Origin of the sequence: Odoribacter sp. N15.MGS-14 (assembly GCF_000980245.1) — a bacterium.
Taxonomy (GTDB): domain Bacteria; phylum Bacteroidota; class Bacteroidia; order Bacteroidales; family Marinifilaceae; genus Odoribacter; species Odoribacter splanchnicus.
The window spans coordinates 1-18,264 of record NZ_LARE01000063.1 but is presented as its reverse complement, the minus strand read 5'-3'; the positions used below and the strand labels follow the sequence as shown (position 1 = coordinate 18,264).

The window sequence follows — 18,264 nt, the reverse complement described above, 5'->3', positions numbered from 1 at the left end:
GTTTCTCGGTAGCGGTGACGCCCGATATCTCGATATCGCCGAAATTTCACTGTTCAACAACGCACTGGCCGGAATCAGCCTTACAGGCGACCGTTTTTTTTATGTCAATCCGCTGGAGGCCGACGGCGAGCATCGTTTCAACCACGGTCTGGGCGGTCGTGCTCCATGGTTCGGTTGTGCTTGTTGTCCGCCCAATATATCGCGTATGATCCTGCAAGTCCCGGGTTACATGTATGCTTACAGTAAAAATCGTCTCTATCTGACACTCTACGGCAATAGCCGGACAACCGTATCTATGGACGGTATCCGTGTCGGTATAGACCAGACCTCGGATTATCCGTTCGACGGGAAAGTCCGTATGACGCTTACGCCTGAAAAACGCACGACATTCGGCCTTTGCCTGCGTATCCCGACTTGGAGCACAGGCCGGGAATTTATGCCCGGCGGGCTGTACCCATACCGCAATACAGAGAAATATTCCGTAACGATCCGGGTAAACGGCAAGACTGTGGATTACGACATGGACAATGGCTTTGCTGTCGTCAAACGCATGTGGAAAAACGGGGATATCGTGGAATTGGAACTTCCTATGCCGGTTCGCCGGACCTCCTGTGATCCTCGTGTAAAGGAAAATGTGGGAACAACGGCCGTCACCCGCGGACCGCTGGTCTATTGCGCAGAAGGAACCGATAACGGTGTCGTGCAGCAGCTGAACCTGATTTCGGATGAGACACGCACACAACTTATCACGGAAGGTCCTCTCGAAAACATAACGCAGATCAAGATTCGGGGTGTTCGCACCGATGCGGGCGACCGGACTCCGACTGAAATCACGCTGATCCCCTATTATACATGGAATAACCGTGGTGACAACCAGACTATGCGTGTATGGATACCCGACCTGGGGGAAAAATCTGAATACTGAAAAGTGATAGTTGACCAGCGCGTTGCAAATAGACATAGATTTTGCAGGAATCCACTTAAGAGGAGGAATTATGGCATATTCTATCGTTTCGGCAAGAACCAAGGGCAGGAACGGTCCTTGGTTCCGACGGAAAGGGGTACACAACGGGCTGGAACATGTGGTACTCAGGAGGAGACTTAGGGCAATGTGTCAAAAGAGGGTACCACGTATAAAATGTGTTCCTGAAAAGGATGTTCGATCTTACGGGAGGAGTAGATATTGTTCAGATAGATAATGAATCAATCTGAAATCTAAAAGGCTTTCTTGCTGAAAAATCAGTTCGAAAGCCTTATTTCTTTTTGATAAAAAAAAGAACTGTCTAAATATTCAGACAGTCCCTTTATCTTTTATTTCTTAGAAAGAAACGATTATTTTTTTCTTTTTTCCATGTGGTCCTTGTAACGGTTCATGAATTTATCTACACGACCGGCAGTATCCACCAATTTCACTTTACCGGTATAGAACGGGTGTGAAGTGTTGGAGATTTCCATTTTTACCAACGGATATTCTACACCATCGATCTCGATGGTTTCTTTTGTTGCTGCAGTTGATTTAGTAATGGTAGTCGTGCCATTAGACATATCTTTAAATACTACCAGTCTGTAATTTTCAGGATGTATGCCCTTTTTCATTGTATGTAAAATTTTATAATTATTCTTTCCATTATCGGACGGCAAAGATAGCTCATCTATTATTAATTACAAAGAAAAATGAAGACTTTTTTTCGATGCTGGTTTTGAATGAGTTACTTTTAAATTTCCCTATTGAAGAATTTAATCTGTTCATGCAGGATAAATGCTTCGAGGGTTTCCGGTGTCTCACTGATTTTTCCCCGTTTCAGGGCATTGAGTAATTCTGCCCGGTCGTCGGCAAACAGGATGAGCAGGGGATGCTCTTCTTTCAGTTCCAAAAAGTTGATGAGCAGGATACCGGTTTCCAGATTGCAATAACCGAATGGCTTGATATGCATAAAATCGTACATGAAGTTGGCCACAATTTTAATGTTCTCGCTTACACCGGCTTCGGTTAGTTGTACATCGGTAGTCCGGCACAGATTGTCGAGCAGGAGGGGGATTTTACGGAAATCAGCCAAAGGGTATACTTCGTCATAATCCTCGCCGAGGCGGAAATCTCCTAACGAAGTATCGTAACGTCCCACAGAAGTAGTCGTTTCGCCACCGGTATGCTTCATGATACGGGCAGAAACCGCTCTGACAAACGAAAGGTCTAAAGGCTGGCGAAGGGCTGCTTGTTTTTCACAATATTGCCAGGCTTGCCAAAGATCGTAGACTTGACGGGTTGTCTCTGTCGATTGAGGTTTACCGGTACTGACGATGTTCTCGAATATTGTCGGTGGAAGGTTGTGTCCGCCCAACCGGAAAGTTTCGTATAAAAACAAATTCCGGACATAATTTTGATGTATCTGAGTCCGGGTGTCGGGTCGGGTGAGGTATGCTTGCCTTAATGTCAAATAGTCCTGTAACATATTTTTTTCTTAAACATACGTTGGAATCGGCTGAAAGTTTACTTTTATGACGGTTTGGAGCTTAAACTTTGGGGATTATCCGAACTTGGGCTAATTTTGTCGATCTAAAATGAATGGATATGGAGAAACTGCTTAGCGGGGATTTCCCTTTTTATCGGTTCCGGAATTTATCCGCTTATCCGGAATTGATGCATTTTGTCTCTTCGGGAGTTAAAAATATCGGATTTTCCGATCGGGAAAATCCTGAGATCATACAGCATAATCGCAGGAGCCTGGCGGAAGCTGCAGGATTTGAGGTAGAGCGGCTGATTACCGCCCGGCAGGTACATTCGGCGACAGTGCGGATCGTTACGGCTGAGGAAGCCGGGAGAGGGGCTTTGGATAGGGAAAGCCGTATTCCGGCAACCGATGCCTTGGTGACGAATCAGCCGGGGATATGTCTGATGGTGTTGTCTGCCGATTGTGTCCCGGTACTCCTGTTCGAACCGGAGAAAAGGGTGATTGCTGCAGTACATGCCGGATGGAGAGGAACAGCGGCAGACATAGTCGGGGTAACCGTGCGGGTAATGCAGGAGCATTTCGGATGTGATCCCCAACGGGTAGTGGCGGCTATTGGCCCCTCGATCGGGAAATGTTGTTTCGAAGTCGGAGAGGAAGTGGCCCGGGTGTTTCAACAGTTATTTCCCGGTAATCAGGCGATCGTTGGTCTGGGAAAGCAACCGGGAAAATACCAGGTGGATTTGTGGGAAGCTAACCGTAAAGAATTGCTGGCATGTGGGGTGAAAAATGAAAATATAGAAGTGGCCGGTATGTGCTCGGTCTGTCATCCGGACCTTTTCTTCTCCTATCGGAGAGAAGGGGAGAAAGCGGGGAGGTTCGGGGCAGGGATCGGGATGAAAAGCTAGAGGTTAAAAAGCTGAAAGCAATAAGCTAGAGGCCAGAGGCTAAAAGCTAAAGGCTAAAGGCTAGAGGCTAAAAGCTAAAGGCTGGAGGGTGAAAGCGATTAAGGAGGACGAACGTTTTCGTAGATTGCTGGGACAAAAATAATCGGATGGAGCATAACTTTGGGCTGAATATTATATTTTTGTATCGGTTTTCGAAGCTAATCCGCTCATTGCTTTTAGCTTATTGCTTTTAGCCTTTAGCTTATAGCCTTTTACCTTTTACTTTAACTATGTTACCAGGTATTTTTATTGTACTTTTCTTTTTTGCGCTCGGCGAGTTGGTGGGATGGCTGGTGAACGGTTTTATTCCCGGGAGTGTGATCGGGATGATGTTGTTGTTTACCGCTTTATGCCTGAAGTGGGTCAAGCCTGAACGTATCAAGCCTGTTGCCCGGTTTCTTTGTGATAACATGGCTTTGTTTTTTGTTCCTGCCGGGGTCGGGATTGTGAATGCCTTAGATATATTATCTCAGTATTGGCAGGCGGTATTGGTGGCTTGTGCCGTCAGTACGGTGGTGGTGATCGTCGTCGTGGCTTCGATACAACAATGGTTTGAGAAACATCGGAAAGGGGCGGAAGACCGTTGATTTAGAAATGTAAATGCTGTTTGGCTTATGACTGTTTTATTAAATTCCGAAATATTCATATTAACCTTGGTGATCGGGGTGTATCTCGCTGCTGTATGGTTGTTCAGAAAAACAAGACTGAGTATCCTGAATCCGTTGTTGGTATCTATACCCGTATTGGCGCTGATCACTCATTTCCTGGGGATTTCCTACGAGTCGTTTGAAAAAGGAAGCCGGATAATTAGTTTTATGCTTGGACCGACAGTTGTCGTATTAGGGTATTTACTCTACGAACAGATCGCCCAATTGAAAGAAAATGCTGTTTCTATCATTACTTCGGTATTTGTCGGTTGTATAACCGGGGTATTGAGCGTGATTTTTATTGCCCGGTATTTCGGTGCCGATCATGCTTTGATCGCTTCGTTAGAGCCGAAGTCTGTGACTACTCCGATCGCGATGAGTATTGCTGAACGGTCGGGAGGGATACCGGCCATTGCGGCCGTGGTGGTGATTGTCGTCGGTATTTTCGGTGGCTTGGTCGGTCCTTTTATTCTGGAGCGTTTAGGAATCAAAAGCCGGATTGCGCGTGGGTTGGCTTTAGGCTCTGCAGCCCATGGTCTGGGGACTGCCAAGGCCATGGAACTGGGAGCGGTAGAAGGAGCGATCAGCGGATTAGCCATCGGTGTGATGGGCATTATGACCGCCATTTTAGTGCCCGTGATCGAGTTGTTTATCGCCTGAACTATTTCAGATTCTCCAGTATTTCTTGTAAGGATTTGCCAGTTCCCTTTCAGGTCCGACAATTGACATTTTTCTCCCCGTACATTTTCAAGGATCGCTTCCGGTAGAGGGGCGCCAGGGGTGATGTGTTTTTTATTGTTCATTTCCCGAAGGTATTTTTCCCCTTTATCCGGTAAGATCTCTGCCATTTTCTTTACACGTGCCAGTTCCTTTTCGAAACGGTCGCTATAGGTGTAACTCATCACGTAGCGGGCGATGATGTTGTCGGTTGTCGACCGGATCAGCGCTAGCACGGTGAAGTGGGTTTTGAGCTTTTCTATTTTTTCTTTGGGAGTCCGGGCAGGACATACATATATGAAAAGAGTTAATGAGTTATAGAGTTGAATTAACTTGATATCCTTATAACTTATTAACTCTACAACTCTTTAAACTCAGTAACTCTTTAAACTCAGTAACTCTTTAAACTCAGTAACTCTTTAAACTCATCAACTCTCTTTCAGCTCTGCAATAATCTCGCGGAAGAGAGCGGTCATGCGGGGTTGGGCTGTATTGCCGATGTCCTGAACTTCGGTGTGGTTGGTTTTGATCAGTTCCGGTGAAGCCGTGCTATTGGTGATTACCGACATACCGAAACATTCCATACCCATATGGCGGGCTACAATGATTTCGGGTACGGTGGACATGCCTACAGCATCTCCTCCGATAACCCGGATCCAGTTGTATTCTGCGGGTGTCTCGAAAGAGGGACCTTGCAGGCCGGCATATACACCGTGCTGTAACGGAATACCTAATTTTTTTCCGCATTCTTCTGCCAGCCGGATGATTCTGGGACTATAGGCATCGGTCATGCCGGGGAAGCGGGGCCCGAGCTCGTCGATGTTTTTCCCTCGCAGCGGATGTTCCGGGAAGAGATTGATATGGTCGGTGATGATCATCAGGTCACCTACCAGAAATTGAGTGTTGACACCACCGGCAGCATTGGAAACGAAAAGCTGTTTCACACCCAATTCATGTAATACCCGGATAGGAAAAGTGACTTCTTGCATCGGATAACCTTCATAAAAATGAAAACGTCCCTGCATCGCGATTACGTTTTTCCCGCCGAATTTCCCGATTAATAGATTTCCTTTGTGTCCTTGGACGGTGGATACCGGGAAATGAGGAATGCCGGCATAGGGAATCGTATGTTTTATTTCTATCGATTTGCCTAGTTCTCCTAATCCTGTACCCAGGATGATACCGATCTGATATTTTTCCCCTTCCAGAAAACGGGAAATATAAGCTGCACTATCTTTGATTTTTCCTAACATATTCTGATATTTCGTTTAATAGTAAATCGTCTTTGTCGATAAATACGGGTTCCACCGGGATATAATAAATCACCCGTTGCAGTTCTTCGGGTAACGGACAAGCTTTCAATCGGACCGCATCTTTTTCGGTAGTGAAAATATATTTCCTCGGATTTTCGATGGATTCAAAAGTCCGGGTAATGTGCTGAAAATCTTTTTTGGTGAAATGATGATGATCCGGATACCGGATTCCGGTGATATCCGAGGTGAAAGTTTTCAAATGATCGATATAAGGACCGGGTTGTGCTATGCCTGTCAGGCACAGGATACTGCTGCTTCGGTCCGGTATGATAGATTCGTATTGCGGGAAAAGAGGCTTGATCTTACCGTATTCCAGGGTGGTGAAGAAAAGCTGTTGATAAGGCTTTATCTTCAGGTGTTTGGATAAAATCCGCTTTTCTATCGGTTGGATATTTTTAGGACATTTAGTAACGATAATATAATCGGCTCGTTTCAGTGCTTGTGTGCTTTCCCTTAACCGGCCTGCCGGAAGCAGACAATCTTCGTGTACCGGACGATTGTAATCGATCAGAACGATATTTTTATCGGCTTGTACGTATCGGTGTTGGAAAGCATCGTCCAGCAGGATCACTTCGGGAGGTTCCGGTAAGGCGAGTAGTTTTTGGATTCCTCTCACCCGTTTTCCGTCACAAGCTACCAGAATATCCGGATATTTACTTTTGATCTGCATCGGTTCGTCTCCGATTTCAGCGGCGGTAGAATGTTCGTTGGCCAGGATAAAGCCTCTGGTCTTGCGTTTATATCCCCGGCTAAGACAGGCTACCCGGAATTTCTTTTTTAGCTCCGAGATGATCAGTTCTGTATGAGGCGTTTTTCCGGTACCTCCTACAGTGATATTACCGACACAAATAACCGGAATCCTGAAAGTTTGTGATTTCAGGATTCCGATATGAAAAAGAAAATTACGTACTCCGGTGACAACACCATAAATAACACTGAGCGGCAGCAATATTATTTTGACAAATGCCATGGCCGTGGTTTTTGTTGATAAATAGCTCGTGAACTTGCTAGTTGAATGCAATATCATAGGGAATACGTGCCAGTAATCCCTGGTTTTCTACCTTATTTTTCATCTGTTCCCAAGTCGTATAGAAAGTGCCTAGTTCTTCTTTCAACAGGCGTGCTTTTACTTCTGTCGTAAACTCGGCGAATAATTCCTCTATCGGACTTTTTACTACCGGATATTCCGTCAGGTTGTATTTTTCGATACCGGCTTTCTGAGCCGCAATCCGAATCGCATCTTCTAATCCTCCCAACACATCTACTAAACCGATTTTCAGGGCATCTTCTCCGGTCCATACCCGTCCCTGAGCGATGGCATGAAGTTCGTCATGGGTTAAACCGCGGCCGGACATAACACGGCTCAGAAAGGTTTCATACCCCTGATTAACATAGTTTTGCAGTACATTCCTTTCGTAGGGAGTTAAAGCCCGGTTACTGACCGGTAAAGGGAGGGGATAGCTTCCGCCGAAATCACTGTGATCGTTGGTTTTGACTACATCGGTATGGATTCCCATCTTATCTTCGATCAGTTTTTCGCCACTGAAAAACATACCGAAGATTCCGATCGAACCGGTCAAAGTCGTCGGTTCGGCGACGATGGTGTCGGCTGCACACGAAATGTAGTATCCTCCTGAAGCTGCTACATTACCCATAGAAACGATCACCGGTTTGGTTTGTGTGGCTAGTTCGACTTCCCGCCAGATAATGTCGGAAGTCAGGGCACTGCCTCCCGGTGAGTTTACGCGCAGAACGATGGCTTTCACAGTATTGTCTTCCCGGATTTTGCGGATTGTTTTTGCGAGCTCCGGCCCTATGGTATTATTTTTTTGCTCCAGTCCGATTTCTCCGGAAGCATATACAACGGCAATTTTGTCTTTATTAAATTCGATCGGTACTTCCGGAACCGAGGCATTCTGATAATCGGTCAGAGCAATCTGGTTCAATGGATCCGAACTTCCTACCCCACATTTCTCCTTCAATAAGGCCAGCATCTGATCTTCGTAGAGAACACCGTCGAAGAAACCGAAATCCTGAAATTGGCGGGTAGTGTAGAAATCGAAGCGATTCGCCAGGGCATTGATCGAATCGACGGGGATGTTCCGGCTTTCTGCAATTCCTTTCACAATCGTCCCCCAGGAAGAATCAAGGTATTTCTGTACCTGTTCCCGGTTGGCGGGACTCATTTCGTCGGAGATAAAAGGCTCTACGGCTGATTTAAATTTACCGACTTTCACTACTTCGGGTTGTATGCCCAGTTTGGCCAGAGTCTCTTTGTAAAAAGAGATGCTACTGCTCATTCCGGTTAACAACAAAGGTGTTTCGGGGTTTACAAAGATTTTGTCGGCAACGGTAGCCAGATAATAACTTTTTTGGGAATATCCCAGATTCGAATAACTGTAAATAAACTTTCCGCTTTCCTTGAATTTTTGTAAAGCGTTCCGGATTTCCTGAGTAAAGGCCAGGGCTCCGAAATTTCCCTGAATTTCGGTCAGGTCCAGATAAATTCCCTGGATACGCGAATCCTTGGCTGCTTTTTGTATGCTGGCTAATATTTTATTTAATCCCAGATTTTTCTTTGGAGTGAATGAGAGAAAATCGATATTGTCGAGCGGATTGTCGGAAGTCCGGTCCAGAATTTCTCCTTCCAGTTTAATAGTTAAGATACTATTATTTTTTACAGTAACTGTTTTTTCTGAAAAAGAAGCGATGGCTCCGATAAACCCGATAAAAATAAAAAACAGAATAACATGGACAATCATTATACCCACAATAGTCGCCAGGGTATATTTCAAAAAGCTCTTCATCTCCGAATATTTTGAATATTTATTACAATACCTACAAATGTAACCATATAATTGATTTAAGACAATATAAAATTGAAGTTATTTTTGTTTTACGCCTTTTTTGATAACTTTGAATGATTGAATCGGATTTTAAATTGATGGGCGGTTTAGAAGTGACGATTGGCGATTAGAAGTTGATACAGAGCTTGTTGATATGGATAGTTCGTTTTTCGGCAGTCGTTTGCCGTTCTTTTAAATAAGCGATATGAGTAAATTTGCAATTACCGGAGGAAGAAGACTGAAAGGGGAATTATGTCCTCAGGGAGCTAAAAATGAGGCATTACAAGTGATCTGTGCCTGTTTACTGACCAAAGAAGAGGTAACCTTATCCAATGTCCCTGAGATTCTGGATGTTTTGAAGCTGATCGAATTGTTGCAGGGGATGGGCGTACAGGTCGGACACCCTGCACATGGAGAATTTGTCTTCAAGGCTTCGGATATCAATTTTGATTATTTCGAAACGGAAGATTTTTATAATAAAGCGGTCAGTCTGAGGGGGTCTATCATGATTCTCGGGCCACTATTGGCAGTCTACGGGTGTGGATTGATCCCTAAGCCCGGTGGAGATAAAATCGGCCGGAGGCGGTTGGATACTCATTTCCTGGGTTTTGAGAAATTAGGGGCTACTTTCGATTATAATAGTTCGGAAGGTTGCTTCCGGGCTTCGGCTGAGAAATTACGGGGATGTTATATGTTGCTCGACGAAGCTTCGGTGACAGGTACGGCTAATATTATTATGGCTGCGGTATTGGCAGAGGGAATTACTACGATCTATAATGCGGCTTGTGAGCCGTATATCCAGCAATTATGTCTGATGCTGAATGCGATGGGCGCCCGGATTTCGGGGATTGCTTCGAATCTTCTGACTATAGAGGGAGTAAAGGAGCTGAAAGGTTGTCATCATCGTTGTCTGCCCGATATGATCGAAGTGGGAAGTTATATCGGATTGGCTGCGATGACCCGTTCGGAGATTACCATCCGGAATGTGAATATACGCCAATTGGGAATCATTCCCGATTCTTTCCGCCGTCTCGGTATCCGGATCGAGGAACGCGGAGACGATCTGTATATTCCGCGTCAGGAGCATTATATGATTGAGGATTTTATCGATGGCTCGATTCTGACGGTTGCGGATGCGCCCTGGCCCGGTTTGACACCCGACTTACTGAGTGTGTTCCTGGTGGTCGCTACCCAGGCTAAAGGAAGTGTGTTGATTCATCAGAAAATGTTCGAGAGTCGCTTGTTCTTTGTAGATAAGCTGATCGATATGGGAGCTAAGATTATCCTTTGCGATCCTCACCGGGCGACAGTCATCGGGCAGAATCACGAATCACAGTTAAGGGCTACCAAAATGACCTCTCCCGATATACGGGCCGGTATTGCTCTGTTGATCGCCGCTCTATCGGCTCAGGGAGTCAGTACAATTCATAATATCGACCAGATCGACCGGGGGTATGAGCATATCGATGAAAAATTGAATGCGATCGGTGCAGAGATCCGAAGGATCGGATGATACTTGGTTTAAAGGTAGAATTATTCTGTCGTTACTTATTCGTCTTCGGTGATCGGAATTGTCGACCCGGTCGCTTCTGTCGGTCGTCTGGCTTTTTCTATCACTGACCGGCGGAACTCCTCACTACGTTCGTCAGACACCACCGGTCGGGCGTTCAGAAAAAGTAAGACGACACTCGACAGAGCTCCAATGGTCACCAATCCCGATCACCTCCGACTAACGTTATCACTGAATTGCAAATTAGTCTTGATTTAAGAAAGCTTATTCTCACTGGAAATAATCCGGACGGTCCGGCTTCCTGCTACTGCAAATTTCTGGCTGTATTTTCTTTGCCGGTTAGCTCTGCCGTGAGATGCAGGGTTTTATGCCGGAAGACCATTGGAGCGGGAACGAGGATCCGGTTAGGTTTTCCGAACGCCCGACCGGTGGTGTCTGAGCGAAGCGAGTTCCGCCGGTCAGTGAAGGAAAGCCTTACCGGACCGGTCCAGGCGAACCGGTCTGACGGTATAAAACCCGAAATCGGAATAGATAGAAAAAAATAAACCTACTTTTAAAGTAGTTAAATAGGTTTCAACGGTTACAAAAGTTTTAAAAGTCAAGTCTAACCGTTGAAACCATGGTAACTTATGTAATCGCTGTAACTAAAAAAGTTTTATTCATCCAGTTTATTTTCTTGCTTGCTGAAGCTTCGAAGCAAGATTAGTCCGGAAGTTTTCGGGCCTGTAGCTTATCCGGACATTCCTGTAGTAAGGTGGCGATTGTTTTCTGAAATACCGGATGGACAAAATCCGGTAAGATTTCTGCCAGAGGAGTCAGTACAAAATTGCGTTCCTGCATACGGGGATGAGGAAGTATTAAATCCGGCGTATTCAGAATGACAGAATCATAAAATAACAGGTCGATATCGATCGGACGGGAAGAATAGCGAGGTCCGCCGGCAAGTCTGATCCGTCCTAAGCGTTTTTCTGTTTCGAGACAACGTTGTAAAAAATCGAAGGCCGATAACCGGGTTTGAAAAACAACGACCTGGTTGAGAAAGTTTTCATCACATTCGAAGCCCCAGGGGGCTGTTTCGTAAAACGACGAAGCCATTACCCATTGCTCTGTCGATGACAATATTCGAATGGCTTCTGTTATAAGCTGGCGTTTATTGCCGGAATTGCTTCCCAGTATGGTGACTACCTGCATCTTTTACCCGTTCTTTTTGTAATATTGCCGGTTATTGTTGCCTTTATTATTGTTGTTATTGTTATTCTTCTGGTAGTTTTTGTTCATCGGCTTATTGGAACTGGGCTTGCTCTTTTTCTGTAGCAGATCTTTCGGATTGGAAAGAGTCATACCCTCCGGTAAGATAACGGTACAGCCGCATAAGGTGTTGATGTCGTTATAGATTTGTTCGTCTTCGACGCTATCTTTATTCCAGGTGAGGAATGATTTCTTCATGTGGTTGGCGGTCAGAACGATCAGTGCTCTTTTTTGTTCCGGATCTTCCAGCTCTTTGATTTTGTCGATGAGTTTTTCAACTAATTTGCCGTAGTGCTTGTATTTGATGTGATTCGAACTGTAAGGCAATCTTTCCGGTTTCTCCTGTAGTTTGGAGAGAGAAGGGAGAGGATAGGGAGTATCTATATCCAATTTAAATTCAGACATGATGGCCAGATGATCCCAAAGTTTATGCCGGAAATCGGGAACGTCCCGTAAGTGAGGATAAAGATTTCCCATCACGTCGATTACTGTCTTTGCGGCTCTGGTTCTTTCTTCCCGGTCTTCAATGGTCAATAGGTAATCTACCATTTTTTGTATGTTACGTCCATATTCAGGAAGTAATAATTTTTTCTTTTGGGTATTATATTCCATAAAAATACTATGTGTTTCTTAATCGCAGTACGTTGTTTTTACCAGATATAAAGAAAATATTTATTTATTTGCAGACTTTAACCGGATTTCTCCGGGTTGAAGGCAATCCGAAAATCGCTATTCTGTAAAATAGTGATTTCAAGGTATCTCTTTCAGATTATGAGGCAAATATACGCTTTTTAGTGTTCTGACGGAAGTTTTTAGTCTGCTTGAATGTATAATTTTGCAAATTTTAACAAAAGAGTCCGGCTTCCCCCTTCACGGAAGACTACTTTTGCCTTTTTTTGTACGCCTAAACCTTCCAGGTTGATCACTTTTCCGGCTCCGAAGGTAGGATGGAAAATGATCATACCGGGAACGACCTGATTGGAGTCGATCGGTTTGAGTTTCGATCGGTCGATGGCCGGAATATCTATTGTTGCGGGTTTATTCAAAGCGATCGCCGGCTTATGTAAACCGGACATAGCTGTCGTTGTTTTTAATTTGAAACCTGAGGGTTCTTCCCGCATCGCGATATATCCTTCGAGGAATTCCTGATCGATCTCACCGATAAAACGGGAAGGCCGCGAGGATACCACTTGGCCGTTTTTGTAACGGGAAGTGGCGAACGACATGAAAGCCCGTTTTTCTGCCCGGGTGAGAGCGACATAGAAAAGCCGCCGTTCTTCTTCCAGGGCGGCAGGAGTGGTCACACATTGCTGGGCCGGGAAAAGTTCTTCTTCCAGACCGGTGATAAATACATTGCTGAATTCCAGTCCTTTCGATGCATGGATGGTCATGAGGGTCACTTTGTTTTGATCCCCTTCTTTATCTCCGTCCTGATCTGTCAACAACGCTACTCCTTCGAGGAAGGCCGGTAATTTATCGTCTTTCCCCTCTTTATAGGCGGTTTCACTGAAATCTTTGATACCGTTCAGGAGCTCCTGGATATTTTCTTTCCGGGATACGCCCTCCGGTGTTTCGTCATTGGAAAGGTCGTCGATGATACCGGAAGAACGGGAGATGATAACAGCTGCGTCATACGCATTTTCATTCGCTATCTGTTCCCGGAAACGTTCGATCAGACTACCGAATTTCTGTAATTTGGAAAGGGTACCGCTGTTGAAAGCGCCGGCCACCTTATCGAGGTTACAGAGTACGGTCCACAGGCTGACATGATATTTTCCGGCGATTTCCCGGATTTTATCTACGGTCGAATCTCCGATTCCCCGTCGGGGATAGTTGATGATCCGTTTGAAAGCTTCTTCATCGTTCTGATTCACGGTCAGCCGGAAATAAGCCAGCAAATCCTTAATTTCTTTCCGTTGGTAGAAAGATTGGCCGCCGTAAATTTTATAAGGAATATTCCGTTTACGGAGGGCTTCTTCTAAGATACGCGACTGGGCATTCGTACGGTAGAGAATAGCAAAATCGCTGTATTCCTGCTGCTCGTAATTGGCTAGCCGGAAGATTTCATTCGTGACCTGGAAACCTTCTTCCTTATCGGATAAGGCCCGCAATACCTTGATCTTTTCACCTTCTTCATTTTGAGAAAAGGTCTTTTTGGGAATTTGTTCTTTGTTCTTACTGATCACACAATTCGCTGCATCTACGATCGTGGTCGTCGACCGGTAATTTTGCTCCAGTTTGTATAGCTTGTATTCCGGATAATCGTTTTTAAAATTAAGGATGTTCTCGATCCGGGCTCCCCGGAAAGAATAAATACTTTGTGCATCATCCCCGACTACACAGATGTTATGATGCCGGTCCGAAAGTTTTTTTACGATCAGGTATTGGGCGTAATTGGTATCCTGATATTCGTCGACCAGGATATAATTGAATTTCTGTTGATATTTGGCCAGAATGTCCGGGAAATCACGGAACAGGATATTGGTTTGCAACAAAAGATCGTCGAAATCCATGGTATCCGATTGTTTGCAACGCTGCTGGTATTGTTTGTAGATTTCTCCCAATAACGGGCGTTTGCCGGCTGTATCTTCGGATAAAATGCGGGAAGATTGGGCATAACTCTGAGCGACGATCAGGTTGTTTTTTGCCATCGAAATCCGTCCGAGGATCGTGCTCGGTTTGTAAATCTTATCGTCCAGTTTCATGTCTTTGACGATGGCCTTGATCATATTTTTAGAATCCTGGGTATCGTAGATGGTATAGCTCGATGTATAGCCTAATTTCTCGGCTTCGAATCGCAGGATTTTTGAAAAAATCGAGTGGAAAGTTCCCATCCACAGGTTGGCAGCGATTTCCTGGCCCACTAACTCTGCGATTCGTTTTTGCATTTCACGGGCAGCTTTATTGGTAAAGGTCAGGGCCAGAATTTTATAGGCCGGCACTCCCTGACTGAGCAATTGGGCTATCCGGTAGGTCAATACACGTGTTTTGCCTGAACCGGCACCTGCAATGACCAATGAAGGACCTTCTGTGTTGATGACCGCCTCCTGCTGACTGCTGTTTAATTCATTGATAAAATCCACCCTGAATAAATTTTTGATCGACGATAATGATTGATTATTTCCCGTAGCAAAATTAAAAATTAATCTCCAGCCTCACAAAATACCGGGGATTTTTAGTAATATTGCAAGGATAATCGTAAAAGTGTGTGGACATGTAAGTGTTGTAAAACTCTTCTGTATGTTATGGTTGAGAAATAAATGTTGATCGTATGCGGTATGTATTGTTGCTGTTTTTCGTATTCCTGGCCGGACTTGGATTTTCCCAGCGGATTCAGATAGAAGGGGTGGAAGTGAACTATTCTTCTGATTATCCGGACGGACCGCTGTATGTTATCCGTCGGACTCAGGCTGAAGCTGCTCCGGAAGGTCAGGTGAGTTTTGTGCCGGGAGGAGATCGTTGGGAATTCGGCTGGACTTACGAGGGTTCCCCTCAGGCCGTTGCTCCGTATGAGGATTCTACCCGCTTGGCCGTCCCTTTGCTGGGGAACGGACTCTATACTTTTACTGCCCGAAAGGACGGGGTGAATACGGTTCAGGAACGGTTTTATGTGTTTTATGATTTTATGGATTTTAAAATTACTTTGACCGATGTACTGGATTGTGAATATATTACGATTCATATCGATTATCTTTATATTCCCGATTTTGCCGGTTTCCCCGGTGGAGAGAATGTGGATTACTGGGTCGATTGGGATGGCAAAGAACGGCAATTGTCTTCTATGAATGACTATCGGTATGAAGATCTAAGTCAGTCTGTCGCCGGATGTGCCGAAGATGTGTCTTGCCGCATTAGGATCAAGGATCGTTTCGGATTCGTATGGGAAAGTAACGAAGTGACTTACGAATCGATGATCCCGGAGGCTGTCCCTGAACTGACTCTGGGAAATACGGTGGATGTGATCGGGGAAGTCGGCGATGAAATGGGACAGGCACCTTTAGAAGTAGAATTCGATGCTTCCGGTTCTAAAAATGCTTCTTCTTATGAATGGTATTTGTATAAAGATACGACCGATTTGGTCGGAATGGTCTTATCGCCCGAGGATAGCCTGATTGGAAATCAGATCCGGACACAGGAAGATTTTGTTTATACTTACGAGCATTCCGGGCGGTATAAGGTAATGCTCGTAGCCATTCATGGAAAAGGAAATTTTTGCCGGGATACTTCGGATATACAATATGTAAATGTCGTCGAATCTTTGCTGGATGTTCCGAATGTATTTACACCCAATGGAGACGGTAAGAATGATATTTTTAAAGTGAAAGCCTTGTCTCTGGAATCTTTCCAAGGGGTGATTCTGAACCGTTGGGGACGTAAGATCTACGAATGGAACGACCCTTCGGAAGGCTGGGACGGACGTATCGGAGGAAAATATGCGAGCCCGGGAACCTATTTTTATGTGATTACTGCCAAAGGAAGAGAGAAGGTGAATCCTCCGAAATATGTTAAAAAAGGAGCTTTGTTGTTAGTCCGTTAAGGGAAATATTTTCTTTCAACTAAATTTTTAGTTGAAAAGTTTGTTTTATCGTTGAAATCTTTCTTTATTTGTGATGGAATATCAAAACTATCGAAATGAAGGTATATTTCATCCTTGGAATCCTGTTTTGTAGTATAGGAAGTTATGCTCAGGACATCGGTCGGCAAATTTTAGAAAGAGAGTTGGACCGGAATCATTACGATGAGGTTTTAAGAGGTGTCGATTCTTTATACCGGATAGAAGGTAAATCTTCCGATTTGCTTTTTTATGAAGGCAAAGCCAATGAAGGGATGTTGCGTTATAAGGCGGCTTACCGCTGTTATTCGGAGTGGTTGGAGCGGGATTCTTCCGATCGGGATGCCCGGCTTGCTTTGGCGCGGGTAGCAGCCTTGGCGGGGCGGACGATGAAAGCGGTCGATATCTATGAACAATTGGCCGGAGAAGATTCTCTGGATTTTTTTGTCAATTATCAGCTGGCCCGTTTGTATCAGCAGATAGGTAAAACTGTTCGGGCGATCGGAATCTATGATCGTTTATATCAGACAGACACGACAAATGTCACTTTATTGAAACGGATCGGAGATTGTTACAACCGGATAGGCTGGAGTATGAATGCCGTAGATCATTATTTACGTGCTTTCTGTTTGGACCCGGAAGATGGAGAGACTGTCGTGAAGGCTGTCAATCTGATGATGGCGAATACAGTTCTGTTCCCTGATTTTATCGGACAGTCCGGGCCGCTTGTCGATACCGCTTTGATTTACTCTCCCCGGCTGAATGCTTTGAAACAACTCCGCGGCATCTTGTATTATTTATCCCGGCGTTATTTCGATTGTGAAACTACGTTTGAGGAACTGATTGCACAGGGTGATTCTACACGGGTGAATTTTAAATATCTGGGGTTGGCTCTTTTCCATATGAATCGTTTTAAGGAAGCTGTCGTTCCTTTGGCTATAGCCGATTCTTTATTTCAGGATGATTGGGGCAACCGTTTGGATCCCGAGTTGTCGATGCGGTATGGGGAGACGCTGGGCAAATGCAGGGAAACCGAAAAAGCGATGAAGGTGCTCGGTGAGATTGAACGACAGATGATGCCCGATACTTTGATGTTGTACCGCCTGGCATTCCTGAGAGGAAATGCTTGTGAAGAGGTGGATAAACGGGAACAAGCGGTGTGTCATTATTGGAGAGCCTATAAGTTAAAGGAAGACAACAAAAATATAATCTATACGCTGATGAGCTTTCACTGTGGTTTATGGACGGTCGAAGGCAGGCGTCGGCAAGCTTCGGAAGAAGAGGTGAGCAAATCTTTGTTTTTCCATGTCTTATTTCTACAAAAGATGAAAGCCCTTTCGTCCGGTGAACGGCATTACTTCAACGGTCTTTCCGGGGATATCCTCCGAAAAGAATTGGATGAACTGTTTTTCCGGCAGGAGGCCACCCTGGTCGTGGTCGATCCGGACGGTAAAAAATATACTTATTCTGCCGATGAAATGCGCGAATTGATTAAACCTTGAATACGGTAAAAGTTAAAATTCGAAGTAGCCGGGATTTTTATAACTTTATTTGCGGTATTGCAGATAAAGTTATTTTTATATTTGTGCATCGAGTAAATACTGCAGTTGGATGGATACTAATTTTAATACTTGTTTCAGGACATATTATCAGACTATGTGCCATTTTGCATATGGCTATCTGAAAGATTCTTTGAAGGCAGAGGATGTGGTACAACTTGTTTTTGTCAAAATCATCGATAATAGCGAGTTATTGGGAGCGAGTGAAGAATTGGTCAAGAACTACCTGTACAAAGCGGTCCGTAATGCTTGCCTGAATGAAATAAAACTCGGAGAAATCCATCAAACTATTCTTAGCCGGATACAACAGGATAAATTGAATGAAGATAACCTGATTTTTCATATCATCCGTTCGGAAATTTATCAGGAGATCATGAAAGCGGTCAAAGAGTTACCCCCTAGATGCCAGCATGTCTTTGAACTCGCTTTTATCGACCAGAAAACTAATGAAGAGATTGCTGAAGAACTGCACTTGAGT

Annotated in this window: 16 protein-coding genes; 8 read left to right on the top strand and 8 right to left on the bottom strand. The window is 44.7% G+C overall.

Annotated features, from left to right (window positions below):
* A partial coding sequence (locus WS34_RS11915) for a beta-L-arabinofuranosidase domain-containing protein (RefSeq protein ID WP_046405061.1) occupies positions 1 to 925 on the top strand: 925 nt, incomplete at its 5' end.
* Positions 926 to 1,332: 407 nt separating this feature from the next.
* Here WS34_RS11915 and WS34_RS11910 read toward each other — a convergent pair.
* Positions 1,333 to 1,596 (bottom strand): type B 50S ribosomal protein L31, encoded by a 264-nt coding sequence (locus tag WS34_RS11910; protein ID WP_013613250.1) that lies wholly within the window; start codon positions 1,594 to 1,596, stop codon positions 1,333 to 1,335.
* Positions 1,597 to 1,715: 119 nt separating this feature from the next.
* On the bottom strand, positions 1,716 to 2,450 hold the full coding sequence (locus tag WS34_RS11905; protein ID WP_046405059.1) for a Fic family protein: 735 nt from the start codon (positions 2,448 to 2,450) through the stop codon (positions 1,716 to 1,718).
* A gap of 119 nt (positions 2,451 to 2,569) precedes the next feature.
* Here WS34_RS11905 and pgeF point away from each other — a divergent pair, with 119 nt between their 5' ends.
* The 3 genes from pgeF (at position 2,570) to WS34_RS11890 (ending at position 4,701) form a co-directional block, all read left to right on the top strand.
* Positions 2,570 to 3,355, top strand: coding sequence for a peptidoglycan editing factor PgeF (pgeF, locus tag WS34_RS11900; RefSeq protein ID WP_046405066.1), 786 nt, complete (start codon positions 2,570 to 2,572; stop codon positions 3,353 to 3,355).
* Between the two features lie 269 nt (positions 3,356 to 3,624).
* Entirely contained in the window at positions 3,625 to 3,981 is a 357-nt protein-coding gene (locus WS34_RS11895; protein ID WP_013613253.1) for a CidA/LrgA family protein, read from the top strand.
* Positions 3,982 to 4,008: 27 nt separating this feature from the next.
* The gene (locus WS34_RS11890) at positions 4,009 to 4,701 is read left to right on the top strand and encodes an LrgB family protein (RefSeq protein WP_013613254.1); all 693 of its coding nucleotides are present in this window, start codon (positions 4,009 to 4,011) and stop codon (positions 4,699 to 4,701) included.
* A gap of 485 nt (positions 4,702 to 5,186) precedes the next feature.
* Here WS34_RS11890 and WS34_RS11885 read toward each other — a convergent pair whose 3' ends face one another.
* The 3 genes from WS34_RS11885 to sppA are packed head-to-tail and all read right to left on the bottom strand — an operon-like array spanning position 5,187 to position 8,878.
* A complete protein-coding gene (locus tag WS34_RS11885; RefSeq protein ID WP_046405058.1) occupies positions 5,187 to 6,011 on the bottom strand; it encodes a purine-nucleoside phosphorylase in 825 nt (274 codons plus the stop codon).
* Entirely contained in the window at positions 5,989 to 7,041 is a 1,053-nt protein-coding gene (gene lpxK / locus WS34_RS11880; protein ID WP_046405064.1) for a tetraacyldisaccharide 4'-kinase, read from the bottom strand. Before lpxK ends, WS34_RS11885 begins: the two co-directional genes overlap by 23 nt.
* Before the next feature lie 37 nt (positions 7,042 to 7,078).
* Positions 7,079 to 8,878: a signal peptide peptidase SppA gene (gene sppA / locus WS34_RS11875; protein ID WP_046405057.1), complete on the bottom strand. Its 1,800-nt coding sequence runs from the start codon at positions 8,876 to 8,878 to the stop codon at positions 7,079 to 7,081.
* 244 nt (positions 8,879 to 9,122) lie between these two features.
* On the opposite strand from sppA, the gene murA reads away from it, so the two are divergent.
* The gene (murA, locus tag WS34_RS11870; protein ID WP_046405055.1) at positions 9,123 to 10,430 is read left to right on the top strand and encodes a UDP-N-acetylglucosamine 1-carboxyvinyltransferase; all 1,308 of its coding nucleotides are present in this window, start codon (positions 9,123 to 9,125) and stop codon (positions 10,428 to 10,430) included.
* A 699-nt stretch (positions 10,431 to 11,129) separates the two neighbouring features.
* On the opposite strand, the gene folK is transcribed toward murA, so the two are convergent.
* The 3 genes from folK to WS34_RS11855 form a co-directional block, all read right to left on the bottom strand.
* Complete coding sequence (gene folK / locus WS34_RS11865; protein WP_013613259.1) at positions 11,130 to 11,618, bottom strand: 2-amino-4-hydroxy-6-hydroxymethyldihydropteridine diphosphokinase; 489 nt, start codon at positions 11,616 to 11,618, stop codon at positions 11,130 to 11,132.
* Between the two features lie 3 nt (positions 11,619 to 11,621).
* Positions 11,622 to 12,287 (bottom strand): DUF4290 domain-containing protein, encoded by a 666-nt coding sequence (locus tag WS34_RS11860; RefSeq protein ID WP_013613260.1) that lies wholly within the window; start codon positions 12,285 to 12,287, stop codon positions 11,622 to 11,624.
* Positions 12,288 to 12,487: 200 nt separating this feature from the next.
* Positions 12,488 to 14,758, bottom strand: a complete 2,271-nt coding sequence (locus WS34_RS11855) for an ATP-dependent helicase (protein ID WP_046405052.1) — start codon at positions 14,756 to 14,758, stop codon at positions 12,488 to 12,490.
* A gap of 188 nt (positions 14,759 to 14,946) precedes the next feature.
* Here WS34_RS11855 and WS34_RS15660 point away from each other — a divergent pair, with 188 nt between their 5' ends.
* From WS34_RS15660 to WS34_RS11840, 3 genes are all read left to right on the top strand, one after another.
* Positions 14,947 to 16,212, top strand: a complete 1,266-nt coding sequence (locus tag WS34_RS15660; protein ID WP_286693746.1) for a T9SS type B sorting domain-containing protein — start codon at positions 14,947 to 14,949, stop codon at positions 16,210 to 16,212.
* A gap of 95 nt (positions 16,213 to 16,307) precedes the next feature.
* A complete protein-coding gene (locus WS34_RS11845) occupies positions 16,308 to 17,729 on the top strand; it encodes a tetratricopeptide repeat protein (RefSeq protein WP_046405049.1) in 1,422 nt (473 codons plus the stop codon).
* 109 nt (positions 17,730 to 17,838) lie between these two features.
* A partial coding sequence (locus tag WS34_RS11840; protein WP_046405047.1) for a sigma-70 family RNA polymerase sigma factor occupies positions 17,839 to 18,264 on the top strand: 426 nt, incomplete at its 3' end.